This is a genomic window from Vibrio sp. B1Z05, from assembly GCF_052955985.1.
Genome location: NZ_CP130463.1, coordinates 766,123 through 782,508, shown reverse-complemented (window position 1 = coordinate 782,508; position 16,386 = coordinate 766,123). Strand labels below are relative to the sequence as shown.

General features: G+C 43.9%; 16 protein-coding genes. 12 read left to right on the top strand and 4 right to left on the bottom strand.

Features of this window, described 5'->3' with window-relative positions:
• The first annotated feature begins 1 nt into the window (after position 1).
• The 7 genes from QV280_RS03720 to QV280_RS03690 are packed head-to-tail and all read left to right on the top strand — an operon-like array spanning position 2 to position 7,211.
• A complete protein-coding gene (locus QV280_RS03720; protein WP_084309040.1) occupies positions 2 to 652 on the top strand; it encodes an outer membrane lipoprotein carrier protein LolA in 651 nt (216 codons plus the stop codon).
• The gene (locus QV280_RS03715) at positions 621 to 2,969 is read left to right on the top strand and encodes an MMPL family transporter (RefSeq protein WP_152821795.1); all 2,349 of its coding nucleotides are present in this window, start codon (positions 621 to 623) and stop codon (positions 2,967 to 2,969) included. The genes QV280_RS03720 and QV280_RS03715 overlap by 32 nt, the downstream gene beginning before the upstream one ends.
• On the top strand, positions 2,969 to 3,586 hold the full coding sequence (locus tag QV280_RS03710) for a DUF3261 domain-containing protein (protein ID WP_152821690.1): 618 nt from the start codon (positions 2,969 to 2,971) through the stop codon (positions 3,584 to 3,586). The genes QV280_RS03715 and QV280_RS03710 overlap by 1 nt, the downstream gene beginning before the upstream one ends.
• Positions 3,587 to 3,600: 14 nt before the next feature.
• Positions 3,601 to 4,806 carry a beta-ketoacyl-[acyl-carrier-protein] synthase family protein gene (locus QV280_RS03705; protein WP_152821688.1) on the top strand — a complete coding sequence of 402 codons (1,206 nt, stop codon included), beginning with the start codon at positions 3,601 to 3,603 and terminating at the stop codon, positions 4,804 to 4,806.
• Positions 4,799 to 5,263: a hotdog family protein gene (locus QV280_RS03700; protein WP_152821686.1), complete on the top strand. Its 465-nt coding sequence runs from the start codon at positions 4,799 to 4,801 to the stop codon at positions 5,261 to 5,263. Before QV280_RS03705 ends, QV280_RS03700 begins: the two co-directional genes overlap by 8 nt.
• Positions 5,260 to 5,985, top strand: a complete 726-nt coding sequence (locus QV280_RS03695) for a 3-ketoacyl-ACP reductase FabG2 (protein WP_152821684.1) — start codon at positions 5,260 to 5,262, stop codon at positions 5,983 to 5,985. Before QV280_RS03700 ends, QV280_RS03695 begins: the two co-directional genes overlap by 4 nt.
• The gene (locus QV280_RS03690) at positions 5,982 to 7,211 is read left to right on the top strand and encodes a beta-ketoacyl-ACP synthase (RefSeq protein WP_152821682.1); all 1,230 of its coding nucleotides are present in this window, start codon (positions 5,982 to 5,984) and stop codon (positions 7,209 to 7,211) included. Before QV280_RS03695 ends, QV280_RS03690 begins: the two co-directional genes overlap by 4 nt.
• A 107-nt stretch (positions 7,212 to 7,318) precedes the next feature.
• Here the strand turns inward: QV280_RS03690 and QV280_RS03685 are convergent, their stop codons facing one another.
• Both QV280_RS03685 and QV280_RS03680 read right to left on the bottom strand, forming a co-directional pair.
• A complete protein-coding gene (locus QV280_RS03685) occupies positions 7,319 to 7,942 on the bottom strand; it encodes an NAD(P)-binding oxidoreductase (RefSeq protein ID WP_152821680.1) in 624 nt (207 codons plus the stop codon).
• 80 nt (positions 7,943 to 8,022) lie between these two features.
• Positions 8,023 to 9,180, bottom strand: a complete 1,158-nt coding sequence (locus QV280_RS03680) for a D-alanyl-D-alanine carboxypeptidase family protein (RefSeq protein ID WP_152821678.1) — start codon at positions 9,178 to 9,180, stop codon at positions 8,023 to 8,025.
• A 361-nt stretch (positions 9,181 to 9,541) separates the two neighbouring features.
• Here QV280_RS03680 and QV280_RS03675 point away from each other — a divergent pair, with 361 nt between their 5' ends.
• On the top strand, positions 9,542 to 9,862 hold the full coding sequence (locus QV280_RS03675) for a hypothetical protein (protein ID WP_023402874.1): 321 nt from the start codon (positions 9,542 to 9,544) through the stop codon (positions 9,860 to 9,862).
• A gap of 5 nt (positions 9,863 to 9,867) precedes the next feature.
• On the opposite strand, the gene QV280_RS03670 is transcribed toward QV280_RS03675, so the two are convergent.
• Entirely contained in the window at positions 9,868 to 10,869 is a 1,002-nt protein-coding gene (locus QV280_RS03670) for a sugar-binding transcriptional regulator (protein WP_023402875.1), read from the bottom strand.
• A gap of 426 nt (positions 10,870 to 11,295) precedes the next feature.
• On the opposite strand from QV280_RS03670, the gene tal reads away from it, so the two are divergent.
• The 4 genes from tal (at position 11,296) to QV280_RS03650 (ending at position 15,618) form a co-directional block, all read left to right on the top strand.
• Positions 11,296 to 12,246: a transaldolase gene (tal, locus tag QV280_RS03665; RefSeq protein ID WP_023402876.1), complete on the top strand. Its 951-nt coding sequence runs from the start codon at positions 11,296 to 11,298 to the stop codon at positions 12,244 to 12,246.
• A 220-nt stretch (positions 12,247 to 12,466) separates the two neighbouring features.
• Entirely contained in the window at positions 12,467 to 13,228 is a 762-nt protein-coding gene (locus QV280_RS03660) for a regulatory protein RecX (protein WP_152821793.1), read from the top strand.
• Between the two features lie 274 nt (positions 13,229 to 13,502).
• Positions 13,503 to 14,438: a LysR family transcriptional regulator gene (locus QV280_RS03655; RefSeq protein WP_152821676.1), complete on the top strand. Its 936-nt coding sequence runs from the start codon at positions 13,503 to 13,505 to the stop codon at positions 14,436 to 14,438.
• Between the two features lie 298 nt (positions 14,439 to 14,736).
• Positions 14,737 to 15,618 (top strand): NAD(P)-dependent oxidoreductase, encoded by an 882-nt coding sequence (locus tag QV280_RS03650; protein ID WP_023402879.1) that lies wholly within the window; start codon positions 14,737 to 14,739, stop codon positions 15,616 to 15,618.
• Between the two features lie 189 nt (positions 15,619 to 15,807).
• On the opposite strand, the gene QV280_RS03645 is transcribed toward QV280_RS03650, so the two are convergent.
• Complete coding sequence (locus QV280_RS03645) at positions 15,808 to 16,245, bottom strand: DUF3859 domain-containing protein (RefSeq protein WP_152821673.1); 438 nt, start codon at positions 16,243 to 16,245, stop codon at positions 15,808 to 15,810.
• Between the last annotated feature and the right edge of the window lie 141 nt (positions 16,246 to 16,386).

Here is a 16,386-nt window from a genome sequence, read left to right as displayed (position 1 = left end):
CATGAAAAACCATAACCTAGCTAAGTGGCTAACTAAGTGGTCAGTTAAGTGGCTAACAATGGCCTTAATGGTGATGTCACCATTGTCATACGCTCAAGTGACCGATCTGGCTTCTTTGCAAACGCAATTGGCTCAGCACGACATTGTGCGTGGCGACTTTACTCAGTTGCGTAGTATTGAAATGTTTGCCCAGCCTCTGCGCTCACAAGGCACATTTACCCTAAGCAAAACCAATGGTTTATTGTGGCAACAAAATACGCCATTTCCGGTCAATCTGGTATTAACCAAAGATAAGCTGCGCCAAACATTTGCCAATCAAGACCCGCAAGTGATCACTGCCAAAGAAAACCCAATGGCGTTTTATTTTAGCCATGTGTTCTTAGCGGTATTCCATGGTGATACACAAGCGTTAAAAGAGCAATTTAACATCGACTTTAGCGTTAAAGCAGGCACTTGGACGATTACCTTAACCCCAACACAAGCGCCACTGAACTCAGTATTTAGCTCAATTGTGTTAGTCGGCACGCAAGCGATTGATAGCCTAACGCTACAAGAAATCCGTGGCGATAAAACCGAAATCGTATTCTCCAATCAAACTCATCAACCAGAGAATCTAAATGATGCTGAACAAGCTCAATTCAGCTTCAAATAATTCACACCGAAAAAGTCGCAACATTGCCTATGCATGGCTGATATTGGTGTTGCTGTTTATGGCTATGCTGGCAAAACAGTGGCTATGGTCAGCGCACTCTCCTATTGAGACTAACATCCTAAAATTGTTGCCGGTCAATCAACAAAACCCAGTGGTAGAGCAAGCTTTTGAATCCCTATCAGGAAACCTAAGCAACAAAGTGGTTTTTGCCATTTCACTAAATAATAAAGAAAAAGACCAAGACACAGTTTTTACGGCGGCAAGCCAATTACAACAATCCCTCACACATACTGGGCTATTTAATGACGTGGTCGGCAAAGTCAGCGCCGATCAGCAAAAATTATGGGCTTCGTATTATTTTAAGCACCGCTTTCAGCAGTTAACGCCCCAACAAAGAGAACGACTGCAACACGCCCCTCAAGATCAGGTGCAGTTAGTCGTGCAGTCGGTTTACAACCCTTTTTCTGGTGTCACTGGCACTGAACTTAGTAACGACCCATTTTTACTGTTTCGCGACTATTTGTCGCAGTTAACCCAAAACAGCTCAGCATTTACTATCGACAATGGTTTTCTCTCTGCGGTGCATGATGGCAAGAAATATCTATTAGTCACCGCCACCTTAAAAGACTCGCCATACAGTTTGCAAGCGCAAAAAGGTGTGCCGGAAATACAGGCCATTGAACAGTCACTTTCAGAGCAATTTGACGCGCAAACGGTGCACACAGGTGTGCTTTTTTATGCGGAGTTTGGCACCCAAAGCGCCAAATCAGAAATAAGCACCATAGGCTTATTTTCATTGCTTGGCGTGATTGTGCTAGTCATTGGCGTGTTTCGCAGCGCCACACCGCTACTGCTGGCTATTTTATCCATCAGTGTGGGGTTGTTGTCTGCTTTGGCACTGACCACCATGATCTTTGGCCGTATCCATCTATTTAGTCTAGTCTTTGGCGCCAGTTTAATTGGAGTATCCATTGACTATGCTTTTCACTACCTGACCGAGCGCCTTGCTAGCGGACAGCAATGGGACAGCCGATTAGGTTTAAAACACATATTTGTCGCCATTACTATGGGGCTTGCCACCAGCTTAATTGGCTATTTGGGCATGTTAATTGCGCCATTCCCTGGCTTGCAACAACTGGCGCTATTCTCATCGATTGGTCTGATTGCCGCCTACATTACTGTGGTAGCTTGGTATCCCATGTTAGCGGCTAAACCCAGCGTTAACCGCACTTTGCCCGGCATATGGCTATGGCAACAATGGTTGACCTTATGGTCAAAGAAAAGCGTCAAATATGGACTGCCAATTATTTGCTTGCTTGCATCGCTAGCTCCATTAATGCATCTGCAATACAACGATGACATCCGCCAACTACAAGCGATGCCAGAGCAGCTAAAACAGCAAGAGCAATTCATTTCTGAGCTCAGTGGCAGGCAGTCGTCACAACAGATGCTAGTGGTGACCGCCTCTAGCGATGAAGCGTTGCTACAACGGCTAGAATCGCTAGAGCTGACCTTAAATGATTGGCAACACAGCGGTACCATTAAGGGCTATCAAGCTCTGTCTCAATACGTAAGCTCTGCCTCGCGTCAAAAACAAAGCTATCAGTTAATTGAAAACTTGTATCACACCCAGGCTAATACCTTAACAAAAGCGCTGTCTCTTACCGATACACCCAGCATCCCAGAGCAATTTACGCCGATTTCTCTGGCTGACTATTTAACGCAGGTGGTCTCCGAGCCAACACGTTTTTTGTATGTGGGAAAAATAGACGATAAAGTGGCCAGCGTGGTCATGTTAAATGAGCTGAATAATCCCGAACAAGTTAAAGCCTTTGTTGCTTCGCAACCCGATATTAACTACTTAAATAAGGCTGAAGAGATCTCTTCGTTGTTCGCTAAATATCGCGTAAAAGTGGTTGAGTTATTGCTTGCCGCCCTTAGCGTTATCGCCCTAGTGCTCATTAAGCGTTACGGGTTTAGGCACACAGTGAAGATTTTACTGCCTTCGATTATTGCGTGTTTGGCCGGGCTTGCCGCCGCTTTAGCAACAGGTGCGTCACTAAACTTGTTTAACCTGCTGGCGCTGATTCTGATCATTGGTATCGGCATTGACTACACTTTATTTTTTGCTGAAAAATCTCGTAGTCCAAGTACATTACTTGCGATTACCTTATCAGCATTGACCACTTTGCTTTCGTTTGGCTTGCTGTCTCTGAGTCAAACCCATGCCATTCACAGCTTTGGTATTACGGTATTGTGTGGCATTTTTGTCGCTTGGTTATTATCACCATTAGCCATTACTCAAAAGGATAAATAATGAGGCTTTGTCTCTACCCGAAATCACTGCTGACGTTACTATTGAGCCTAATGCTAAGCGCTTGTGTAACCACTACGCCTACCGCGCACACTCCTGCGGTCAATATCACTGCTGAGCAGCAAGTGTATTTGCCTACACCGGACTCTCTTGGCTATTCGCTCAGTGCCAGTCAGCTTATTGAAGCCACTTGGCACAATGGTAAAAAAGATCGCACAGAGCAGCTTCCAGTTCAGCTACAAGTCACTCACGACAAGCTGGTTTTAGCAGGGTTTTCATCTTGGGGAACAAGAATATTATCTCTTGAGTATCAAGGGGATAATATATCGAGCGAGGTGCTGACTGGACTAGATGGCGTGTTACCGGCACCAGAGCAAGTGCTGTTTAATTTAATGATTACCTTGTGGCCGGCTTCGGCTTGGGAAGCACCATTAAATGCAGTGCAGTGGCGAATACTAGATACTGACAATAGCCGCAGCATTTATAACAGTGACGGTAAAGAAGTCATCCATATTCAATACAGCAATAAAGACAAACTGAGTGGGAAAATTATTTTCCATCATCTAATTGATGATTACACTATAACTATTACTACGCTTCAATCCCAAAAAACTGACTAGCACTGATAGCCATAATGACGACACAAAAATCTCAACCTATTTTCATCCAAGACTGTGGTTTTCACTCTGCGATGGGAGCAAGCCATACCCAGATACATGAATGTCTGTCAGGTCAGCGCGCCTCAAATATGCGGCAAGACGATGATATTCTCAATACTGACACCTCAACGGTCATTGGCCGCGTACAAGAAACCTTACCTGAGATCCCCGCACATCTTGCCGAGTTTGATACGCGCAATAATCAGCTTGCCCTATCTGCAATGCAGCAAATTGAAACCTCGGTGAAGAAGGCTATTGCGCAATATGGTGAGCAGCGCATTGCGGTAATTATTGGGACGAGTACCTCTGGGATTGCCGATGGAGAAACGGCTTACCAACACAAATTACAAGATGGTGATTTTCCCGATGACTTTCACTACCGCAAACAAGAATTGGGCAACAGCAGTGATTTCATTGCCACTTATTTTGCTATCACTGGGCCTTGTTACTCTATCTCGACAGCTTGCTCTTCTAGTGGACGGGTATTTATCACCGCACAGCGATTATTGCACAGCGGCATTGTTGATGCAGTGCTCGTGGGCGGCGTAGACTCAATTTGCCGCTTAACGTTAAATGGTTTTAATGGCTTAGAAGCATTATCAAACACTTTGTGTAAGCCATTTGATGCCACACGCGATGGCATTAACATTGGTGAATCAGCGGCGTTAATGCTGTTGACTGGGCAAGCTACAACCCATAATAACCAGCCAAACATTGCGCTCTTAGGTGCTGGCGATAGCTCAGATGCGCATCATATTTCGGCGCCACACCCAGACGGATTGGGCGCAGAGCAAGCGATGCAAAAAGCCCTAGACGATGCAGGGTTAAATGCTGAAAATATTGGTTACGTCAATGCACATGGCACTGCCACCCCACTTAACGATAGTATGGAGAGTAAAGCCATCTATCGATTGTTTGCCAATCATGTTGCGGTTAGCTCGACCAAGCCCTTAACCGGGCATACACTTGGCGCCGCCAGTGCGACAGAAGCGGCAATTGCTTGGCATATTTTAAAATACGACTTAGAACTCCCCCTACAACACTGCAAAGATAAAGCTGAAGATATCGAGGTTTCATTACTGGAAACGCCGACAAAATTGCACGGCAAAGCTATCTTAAGTAACTCTTTTGCGTTTGGTGGAAATAACATCAGCCTAATTTTTGGTTTTATAAATGACTGACTACCCATCAATTGCACAACTAGTGCCTCATGATGAGCCGATGATTTTTATCGACCGTGCTTTGGATATCCAACAAGATAGCGTGCACTGTCAGGTAGATATTGGCGAAAACAATCTGTTTTTCAACCTTGAGCAAAATAGTATCCCCGCTTATGTCGGTATTGAGTTTATGGCTCAATCATTGGCAGCGTGGTCGGGGTATCACTCACTGCAAAAAGGTGAGCAACCCGCGATTGGCTTTTTACTGGGAAGCCGACGTTACATTTCCCATTGTGACGCGTTCGAGAAAGGCCAGACACTGGATGTTTACGCTGAGAAATTGATGGAAGATAATGGCATGGCGGTCTTTACCGCTCGCATTGAATTTGAACAAAAAGTCTTGGCAAGTTGCCAACTGAATGTGTACGTACCATCAGAAGACAAATTAAAAGAAATGAAGACTAGGAGTCAACAATGACCCGACATGTGTTGGTGACAGGCGCAAGCAAAGGTATAGGTAAGGCAATTGCCATTCAATTGGCAAGCGATGGATTTACCATTGCCGTCCACTACATGGGAGATCGTCAAGGTGCCCAAGATACTCTAAACGTGATTGAAGAGAACGGTGGTCATGGGCGTCTGATCCAGTTTGATATCAGTGACCGCCAGCAATGTCGCACCGAACTTGAAGCGGATATTGAAGCGCATGGTGCGTATTACGGTGTGGTCAACAATGCCGGTATTACTCGTGACACCGCTTTTCCTGCCATGACAGAAGAAGAGTGGGACGGGGTTATCCATACCAACCTAGATAGCTTTTACAATGTGTTGCACCCTTGCATCATGCCTATGGTGCAAAAGCGTAAAGGTGGCCGCATTGTGTGCCTAACGTCTGTTTCTGGGCTGATGGGCAACCGTGGACAAACCAACTATAGCGCCGCAAAAGCAGGCATTATTGGTGCCACTAAATCACTGGCACTTGAGCTAGGTAAACGTAAAATCACCGCCAACTGCGTCGCTCCTGGTCTCATTGATACTGGCATGGTTGAAGAGCATGTAAAAGAGCACGCACTCCCACAAATTCCGCTACGCCGCATGGGCCAACCAGAAGAAGTGGCAGGATTAGTCAGCTACTTAATGTCTGACATTGCACAATATGTCACCCGCCAAGTCATTTCTGTCAACGGAGGCTTAATATGAAGCGCAGAGTTGTTGTAACTGGTATGTCTGGCGTTACCGCATTTGGTAACGACTGGGACACGATTGAACCTAAACTGCGCGCTTGTGAAAACGCCACTCAATATATGCCCTCTTTTGAGCAATATGACGGCCTAAATACCAAGCTTGCCGCTCCTATTGACGATTTTGAGTTGCCAAAGCACTACAAACGCAAACAAGTCCGTGGCATGGGTCGAGTATCAAAGCTTGCGACAGTAGCAACTGAAAATGCACTTCAATCAGCAGGATTGCTTGGCGCAGAAATACTGACCAACGGCCAAACCGGTATTGCCTATGGCTCGTCTACAGGTAGCACCGATGCCATCGGCGCTTTTGGCGTAATGCTAAATGACAAAACCACCAAAGCCATCACAGCAACCACTTATGTTCAAATGATGCCACATACTGCCGCAGTCAATGTGGGATTATTTTTTGGCTTAAAAGGTCGCGTAATTCCTACTAGTAGCGCTTGTACTTCAGGTAGCCAAGCCATTGGTTACGCTTATGAAGCCATCAAACACGGCTATCAAACAGTGATGGTGGCCGGCGGCGCAGAAGAACTTTGCCCTACGGAGTCTGCGGTATTTGATACCTTATTCGCCACCAGCTTAAAAAATGATGCACCGAAAAGCAGTCCTCGTCCTTACGATTCCGACCGTGACGGTCTGGTTATCGGTGAAGGTGCAGGCACTTTAGTGCTTGAAGAATACGAGCATGCCAAAGCGCGCGGCGCAAAAATCTACGCGGAAGTCATAGGTTTTGCCAGCAACTGCGATGCGGCTCATGTGACGCAACCGCAAAAAGAAACCATGCAAATTTGTATGGAAATGGCGCTGCAAGATGCCGAACTAGACCCGAAAGTCATCGACTATGTATCTGCGCACGGCACCGCAACCGATCGCGGTGATATTGCCGAAAGTAACGCAACACAAAGCGCAATAGGTAAAGTGCCTATCAGCTCTCTGAAAAGTTATTTTGGACATACTCTAGGTGCCTGTGGCGCTATCGAAGCTTGGCTAGGCATTCAAATGATGCATAGCGGATGGTTTAATCCAACCCTAAATTTAGAAAATATCGATGAGCAATGTGGCGACCTAGATTACATTACAGGTACTGGCCGAGCGTTGGATGTGGAAACTATGATGAGCAATAACTTTGCTTTTGGCGGTATTAATACTTCGCTTATTTTTAAGAAGACTGTCGAATAGTCTCTATTCAAATAATCCCCATTCATATTATTGCTTCAACAAAAAATCACCGCATACCTCTGCGGTGATTTTTTTATTCATTAAAGAGTCATTTACGACTCAAGGCATTACTCAACACATTTCTCAACGCATTGATAAATTTGATTAATACTATCCTCTGATTCCAGCAATTGCGCGACCAGAGCCGCCACTTCACCGCGTGCAATAGAGCCGTGTACTTCGCCACTTTGCGACAAAACACCTAGCCCGTTACTCGCGCCATCTTTTAAACCGCCAGGACGTAAAATAGTGTAATCCAAAGCACTGCTTTGCAACCAAGACTCAGCCAGTGACTTTTCACGTACCGCGCCACCAAATACCGCTTTGGCTTTATCTGACAAAAACGGCCAAGTATCACCACAGCCTAAAGAGGTCACCATCAAGAAACGTTTGACCTGTTTTGCTTGCAAGGCATCAATCAAATGACGATGTCCAATATAGTCCACCGCCACCTGCGCTTGAAAACTGCCCATACTAGAAATCACCCATGCATCGCTAGGGATCTGCTCTACCGCACTTACCACTTGTTGCGGATCAGTAGCGTCACACACCAATGTAGCAACCTGAGCCAAAAATGGATTTTTGCTTGGATTTCGCGCAACGCCAGTAACGTCATAACCTAAAGCAACAAAATGCTCGACCATAGCCGCACCTAGCCCGCTAGCAGCACCCCAAATAACAATTTTTTGCATCTTCATACACCCTTAAATGATAATGATTGTATTTTACATTAAGAGTATGTGAAAACTATTGTTTTTACTCAGTTTTGTTATCAAACAAAGAATAATTTGATGTAATCAATCAGCCTTTTGAACAAGCTACCTTGCTCAACATCTTGTAGCGCAACCAAAGACACACGTTTTAGCAGTTTGTCGTTAGCATCCAAATAGCTCACTGTGCCAATTTCATCGCCTTTCGAAATAGGCGCTTTTAACTTGCTTGGCAGATCCACCACAGCACTGATCTTGTCACCACTACCACGGCGCACTGACATATACACATCTTCTGCTACGCCAACGCTAAGATGGTTTTCTTGTCCCATCCAGATCCTATGCGAGGCAACCTCAGAATTCACTTCATGTGGCTTAATGGTTTCAAAGAAACGGAAACCGTAGTTTAGTAAACTTTTGCTAGCCGATGTACGAGAATTCGCACTGGATGTGCCCATGACCACAGAGATCAAACGCATGTCACCTTGAGTGGCTGTGCTCACTAAGCTGTAGCCTGCCTCTTTGGTGTAGCCTGTTTTCATGCCATCTACATCAATACTGCGGTCACGAAGCAGTGCATTACGGTTATGCTGAGTAATACCGTTGTAGGTAAATGAAGTTTCGCTATAAAGAGGGAAGAGTGTCGGCACATCGCGAATCAAAGCTTGCCCTAACTTCGCCATATCGTAAGGTGTGGTCACCTGATCAGGATCGTCTAAACCATGCGCATTCGAAAAGTAGGTATTATTCAGCTGTAAACGATTCGCCCAGTTATTCATCAAATCGACAAACGCACTGTGAGAGCCTGCAACGTGCTCGGCAATCGCCACCGATGCATCGTTGCCCGATTGAATAATCAAGCCGCGCAGTAAATCACTAAACTGGACATTGGTGCCCACTTCAATAAACATTTTCGATGAATCAGGGAAGTTTTTCGCCCAAGCTTCGCGGCTAATTCTCACATTGTCTGTTTGCGAGATATTGCCACGGTTAAGCTCTTGTCCCGCGGTATAGCTGGTCATTAGCTTAGTTAAACTGGCCGGTTTTAAAGCGACATGAGCACCGTGCTCCGCAATCACTTCACCAGAATGATAGTCCAACAGCACATACCCTTTCGCAGGCAATGATGGTGGGTTTGGCACCGCAACTGGGGAGGCCATCGCTGAAAATGAGAAAGCGGCAAGCAGCATAAGAGTGGATCGATTCAGTCTTTTATTCATAAGTTCCAAAGTAACATTGAGTTCAAGGGATAGTTCGCATATTGAGATGTTTATATGTCATTATTTTTATCTCATATTCGATACGCCAACACAGACTTTAAAATAAAAATCTATTCACGATTGAATATGCACCTTGAATATTACCTTGTCATATGTACTTTTATGTACTCCTATTTAGCCATCGGAAACAATCACTTACACACAGTGACATTTCGCATAATCTCAAGCATAAACAAGGGTACAGAAATCAATCTTTCCTCTTCCGTCTCCTTACAGGCTACGCCATAGAAAATTTAATAAACAAAACCAAGATTCGCGTTTATAATGCCGTATCTATTCATTAACACGATTGTTCACTCAGATGATAAAAAAATACTTTATTGTTTTGTTGGTTGCACTATTAGCTGGCTGTACTCACAACCAAGCCAAAGCCCTAGCAATTAATACCTCTTCGGTAAATGTCTATCCACAAAACATGACCAATATTCAGCTGTGTGACACCTTATTTTACGGTCGCCACACCAACCAAACTCTGGCGGCAATCGGCAGTGAATTTAACCGCAGAAAATTATCCAAAACTTGGTGTGATCAAGCAGGTAATAAATGGTATTTAACCAGTACGGTTGAATGGATTGTGCACCCGCATAGTAAGGCGCACCACAGTAAAACTCATAACAGCTAGGCCTGTTATCGGATAGCTTGCGCTGAGCGCGTCATCTGCTCATCCAGATTTAACAGCGTAAGTGCATTGCTGACATTCGTGGCGATGACATCTATCGCACCACTGCGTAAAGCACCCAATAGAGCTAACGGTTTGCTGTTTTCTGAGGCAATGGCGATGACCTCAGAGATCAATCTGAACTCTTCCATCCCTAAACCGATTACGCGATCGCTCATTACTGTGTGCGCCACTTTGCCGTTGATATCAAAAAAATCATAACCGGCAAAGTCGCCCACAACGCCTTGCTCTAACCTTGCTTGTGCTACTTCATTGGCGGTGAACCAACCTAAGTCGACCATATAGCTATTTTCACTCATGTCCCCAATGCCCACTAACGCAACATCCGATTTTCGAGCTAAATCTAAGGTTTGCTTGATGGTGGCATTTTGCATAAAGGCGAGCTTTTGCTCACGGTTTTCTGCATAGGCAGGTGCGTATAAGGTTTCGGATGTACCGCCATATTTCTTGGCTAATTGCCGACAGATATGATCGGCATTAAACATCCCGCCTCTTGGGTGAATGCCGCCAATGCTACAGACAAACTTACAATCTCTCGGGCTCACCACTCCCACATAATGCGCCACCGAAGAGACATTACGTCCCTGCCCGACACTGATCACCATGCCACTTTTTAACGTTTGCGTAAGATAATTGGACACCAAGCCTGCAATCAACTGACGCTGTGCTTCTTCATCGGACTGATCAAGAGAGATCAAGGCTCTTTTTATACCAAAGCGCTGCATAAGGCGCTGCTCTATCTTGGCACTAAACACAGGGTGGTATTTCACCGTGATCTCTACAATGCCCTCATCTCGAGCTTGTTTGAGCATCCGCCCTACTTTTGCTCGTGAAATGGAAAACTTTTTAGATATTTCTTCTTGGGTGGCACCGTCTTGATAGTACGCCACCGAGATCTCGGTTAATAGATCGCTATCTTGTTTTGAAATCTCGGAATTTGGACGATTCATAAATACCCCCCTAAGATGAATGGATAATAAGCGCAGGCAGATCTCTATCTGCAGCGGTTTCCTATGGTACATTTACTCATAGCCATTACAAATGATCGACCCAGCAAAATTAACAAGAAAATTCAATTTGGTTCAAATAACGTACAGAATCACGCTACAACTCATGTTTTTACACCTAATAAAAGATAAAGGTGTCGTTAACTGGGTATATCTTTATCTGAGGCGTTGACTTTAGATCGAGAACAGATAAGTATAATTCCTATCAAATACTCAAGCATACGACATATGCTCTTAGAGTTAAGTTTCTTAGTTAGTTGAGCAAATGCTATCAATTGTAGCGATAATAGACTGAGCAACTGATGAACAATAATTCAATTTTTAAGACTGCCACTGGCGTAATAGAGCCCATTTAAAGGACATTCGATTATGAGCAATAAGTTAGAGCAACTTCGTAAACTAACCACAGTTGTTGCAGATACTGGTGATATTGAAGCGATCAGCAAATACACCCCTGAAGACGCAACAACGAACCCTTCTCTTATCCTTAAAGCGGCGCAAATTGCAGAATATGCTCCTTTGATTGACGCTTCTATCGAATACGCGAAAAATCAAAGCACGGATAAAGCACAACAAGTACAAGATACTTGCGACATGCTTGCGGTTAACATTGGTAAAGAAATCCTAAAAGTGGTTCCAGGGCGCATTTCAACAGAAGTGGATGCTCGTCTTTCTTACGATACAGAAGGCAGCGTGGCAAAAGCGCGTCAACTGATCAAAATGTACAACGATGCGGGTATCAGCAATGACCGTATTTTGATCAAACTGGCTTCAACTTGGCAAGGTATCCGCGCGGCGGAAATCCTAGAAAAAGAAGGCATCAACTGTAACCTAACGCTATTGTTCTCTTTTGCTCAGGCGCGTGCATGTGCTGAAGCAAATGTCTTCCTAATCTCGCCTTTCGTTGGCCGTATTATGGATTGGTATAAAGCAAAAGAAGGCCGTGACTTTGAACCTTCTGAAGATCCTGGCGTACTGTCTGTTTCTACTATCTACAACTACTACAAAGAACATGGCTACAAAACTGTAGTCATGGGCGCAAGCTTCCGCAATATCGGCGAGATTCTTGAACTCGCTGGCTGTGATCGTCTAACGATTAGCCCTAACTTGCTACAAGACTTAGAAGATGCGCAAGGTGATGTTGTTGAGAAACTGATCGACTCTAACGGCACGAAAGAGCGTCCTGCAGCTATGACCCATTCTGAGTTCCTTTGGGAGCACAACCAAGATCCAATGGCAGTAGAAAAACTAGCGGAAGGCATTCGCAACTTTGCGGTAGACCAAGGCAAACTAGAAACAATGATTGAAGCAAAACTTTAATTCACTTTTAGTGCTCAACTAGATTCAAATCATCAGGGGAACCAATCGGTTCCCCTTTTATTTTGCTCATTTCCTCATCAGCCAAAAAACACACTTTAAACCATCTGCAACTCACCCCAAGATGCACTATGATATCGCCAGTAGTACCAATAGGAATAAGATTGTGAATCATGAAAAAAACGGTAACGGCATAAGAAAAGCCACGCGCCAAGAGAGCGTAATGAATTCGGCTATGTGGCATCTTACCCAGCGTGATATGACCGAAAGCGAATTGCTGGCAAAACTGCGCATCAAGACTGACAATCAAGAGTGGATTGATAACACAATAGAAAGTTTGCGGGGTTTTGGTTATCTAAAATCGGATGCGGTATTTGCCGAACAGTTTGCCGAACAATCATTTAGCAATGAATACGCCTCTAAATACATTATCGAGAAACTAAAAAAGAAAGGTGTACCTGAAAATGTCATTTTAGAGGCCATCGATAAGGTTAAGCAGCAACGTAATATCGACGAGCAAACACTGGCTATCGAACGCATCAACAGCCAATATCATGACTTTACCATCAGCCGAGAAAAACTGGTGGCGACGCTACAAAAACGCGGCTTTTCCTATCAACATATTCAAGTGGCAATCAATCAACACCCACAGAGCCATCAGCTGCAAAGCAATTTAGAGATCAAAGCGGCCAAAGCCGATTTAGAAAAAGAAGTGCTTAAATATGTGCGAAAAGGCAAAGGGCTAACAGTGATTCGCCAAGAGCTTAAATTACGAAAAATAGACATTAGCGACCTAGATACATTTGTTGAGAAAGCCTGCCTTGACGGCACTATTGATTTCTATGGTTCGTGTTTAGAGCAGCTGCAAAAAAAATCGTACGACCTGAATGATTTTAAACAAAGAAGCAAAGCCTATGCCATGTTGATGCGCAAAGGCTTTTCCAGTGAAGAGATCAAGTTCGCATTAAGTGAAGCGCAAGAATAATACCAATCACACTAAGTAAGTGATCAGAACTAGCGCAGGAAAAATGCTCGAGAACAAGGCAGAATTTTTCGATAAGTAGTTATTCTACAATCAAAAATTCTAACGCCGTTATCGAGTATTTTAACAAGCTAGAATGACCAGTTATTTAGTACGATTGGTATAATCCGCTTCTACAAAACAAATAGCCAGCAATGGGTGTACAACTCGACTGATATTGTTGATTCAATCAATCACTCTATAATAGAGATGACATTTACTATCCTTGGTTGAATATATGCTTCTTAACGATCTACACGTTATCTTAAAAGTGGCTGAGCTACGTAGCATCACTGCGGCAGCAAATAGCTTAGATATGCAAATAGCCACCGCCAGTGCGGCAATCAAACGAGTAGAAAAATCTCTTGGAATAGAGTTGTTTATTCGAACCACTCGCCAACTTAGGTTATCACCTGCAGGCGAGCGTTATATGCCGCAATGTCAGCAAGCCTTAAACCTGCTAGAAAACGCCAAATTAAATGTACAAGAAGACCATGAAGTCTTAACTGGTGAGATTCGCATAGCCCTATCCTCAGACTTAGGACGCAATGTTGTTACTCCTTGGATTGATGAACTTCTCTTAGAACATCCACAAGTGAAATTACGCAGTAATATTAGTGACAGTAATATCGATTTTTATCGAGATTCAGTGGATATAGCGCTGCGTTACGGTCACCCTACAGATGCCAGCATGTATGGTTTTAAAATCTGCACTGTGCCACGTATTTTGTGCGCGGCTCCAAGCTACCTTTCTAAGCATGGTACGCCAAACACCTTAGAGGATTTGAAACAGCATAATGGGCTTTTCTACCAACTTGGCGATATGCTGCAAAATGAATGGCAATTTACCCAAAATGAACAGAGCATTAAAATAAAACTGGCGGGTAATCGCGCCTCTAACGATGGCGATTTAGTGCGACGTTGGTGCGTATCAGGGCACGGTTTTGCTATTAAATCTTGTCTTGATATGGCTGATGATCTTATACAAGGAAACGTCATCAATGTACTGCCTGATTATAAGCCCACTCCCACTGAATTGTGGCTAGTATGCCCAAGTAGACAGTCAATTACTCCCACAGTCCGTTTACTTCGTGACTACTTTAGACAAAAAACACACACCGTATTAGAGGATCTCGTCGCTAAAAATATGCTAGATAGTGCCGCTATCCTTTAACGCCTTTGTGATCAGGTACAGCAAAAATGCTGATCCTTTAGTATGGTTAATAGCATGGATATAGAGTGAGTTAAGTTCAGTCACAACGCACTGGATTGCAGGATAAATCGCTAGGTTTTTTTAGTTTGATTACTCTATAAATGAGTGATTTTCATTAGTCTGCCGGGCATTTTCAATCATTTTTTAAAAACTTTGAACTTAGACGGCATTTCTTACAAATCTAGGATTGATTAAATTGGGTCAGACGTATATCCTCTCAGTCTATATAATCATACAATAGTATATTTCGGAGTTAGACATGACTAAACCTGTAATTGGTTTCATCGGCCTTGGCCTTATGGGCGGCAACATGGTTGAAAACCTACAAACACGCGGTTACCAAGTAAACGTAATGGATCTTAACCAAGACGCAGTTGATGCTGTTCTTGCTCGTGGTAACGCAACACAATTTACTTCAGCTAAAGAACTAGCAGCAGCAAGTGACGTTGTAGAGCTTTGTCTTACAACTTCTGCAGTTGTTGAGAAAATCGTTTACGGTGAAGACGGTCTTCTAGCAGGTATCAAAGAAGGCGCTACTCTTATCGACTTCGGTACTTCTATCCCTGCTTCTACTAAGAAAATCGGTGCTGATCTAGCTGCTAAAGGCGCTGGCATGATCGATGCTCCTCTAGGTCGTACTCCTGCACACGCTAAAGATGGTCTACTAAACATCATGGCTGCTGGCGACATCGATACTTTCAACAAAGTTAAGCCTCTTCTAGACGAGCAAGGTGAAAACGTATTCCACCTAGGTACTCTAGGTTCAGGTCACGTAACTAAACTAGTTAACAACTTCATGGGCATGACTACTGTTGCGACTATGTCTCAAGCATTCGCAGTAGCTAAACTTGCTGGTGTTGATGGCCAACAACTGTTTGACATCATGTCAGCGGGTCCATCTAACTCTCCATTCATGCAGTTCTGTAAATTCTACGCTGTAGATGGCGAAGAAAAACTAGGTTTCTCTGTTGCTAACGCAAACAAAGATCTTGGTTACTTCCTAGCACTTTGTGAAGAGCTTGGTACTGAGTCTCTAATCGCTCAAGGTACTTCTACTAGCCTACAAGCTGCTGTTGATGCAGGCATGGGTAACAACGACGTACCAGTAATCTTCGACTACTTCACTAACCTTAAGAAGTAATTAGAAGATAAAACCTTAACGGTTTTACATAATTTAGCCCAGAGCTTCTTTGAAGCGCTGGGCTTTTTTATTATGTACGCTTATTAATAAAGCAAAACCACTTGGTATTTAGATCTCAGCCAACTGCCAGTACTCAAAATTCAGAGCCACTTCCTTGTACCTAATGCACAGCGTTTTTTATCACTCTAATTAGTAACCTCGTTGCTTCCAAAACTGAGCTTGATCACGACCCACAACGTTAAAGGTTTTCTCGGCGATGGTCTTACCTTGCATTTGCAACTCCATACGCCATTCACCTAAATTACTTTCCAAACCGTCCTCTGGATGTAGAAGTTGTACTGTGTCTCCTAAATAGAAGTCCCAATCGTTACTGCGCACATAAATCTCTCCGTCAAACGGGGCTAATACTACGCCTTTCTTATTGATGATACCTGGATGATAAATGCAGTAATTCAGCAAGCTTCCTTTGGCTTTTTTGATGTTAACAATAAAACCAAACTCCACCCCTTCTTCGGCAGTCACTGTATGAGTGAACTGAGTAATTTTAGGCAGTTCTTTGGCACTGGCATCCCAATGTGAATAGGTGCCGTATGAGGTTATTTCGACGATAGGTGTGCGTTTGGCCAAGATCTTTTCTCGAATAAAAAGATCATTATACCAAGCACTGCGTTGAAGTGGTTATAAATAGCCAAGGAAAAAGGCTTAAACTTAAGGGGTGAGAGTGGCTGAAAAGTGCTAACTGGATAGTGGATCATGAAAACTGCTCCT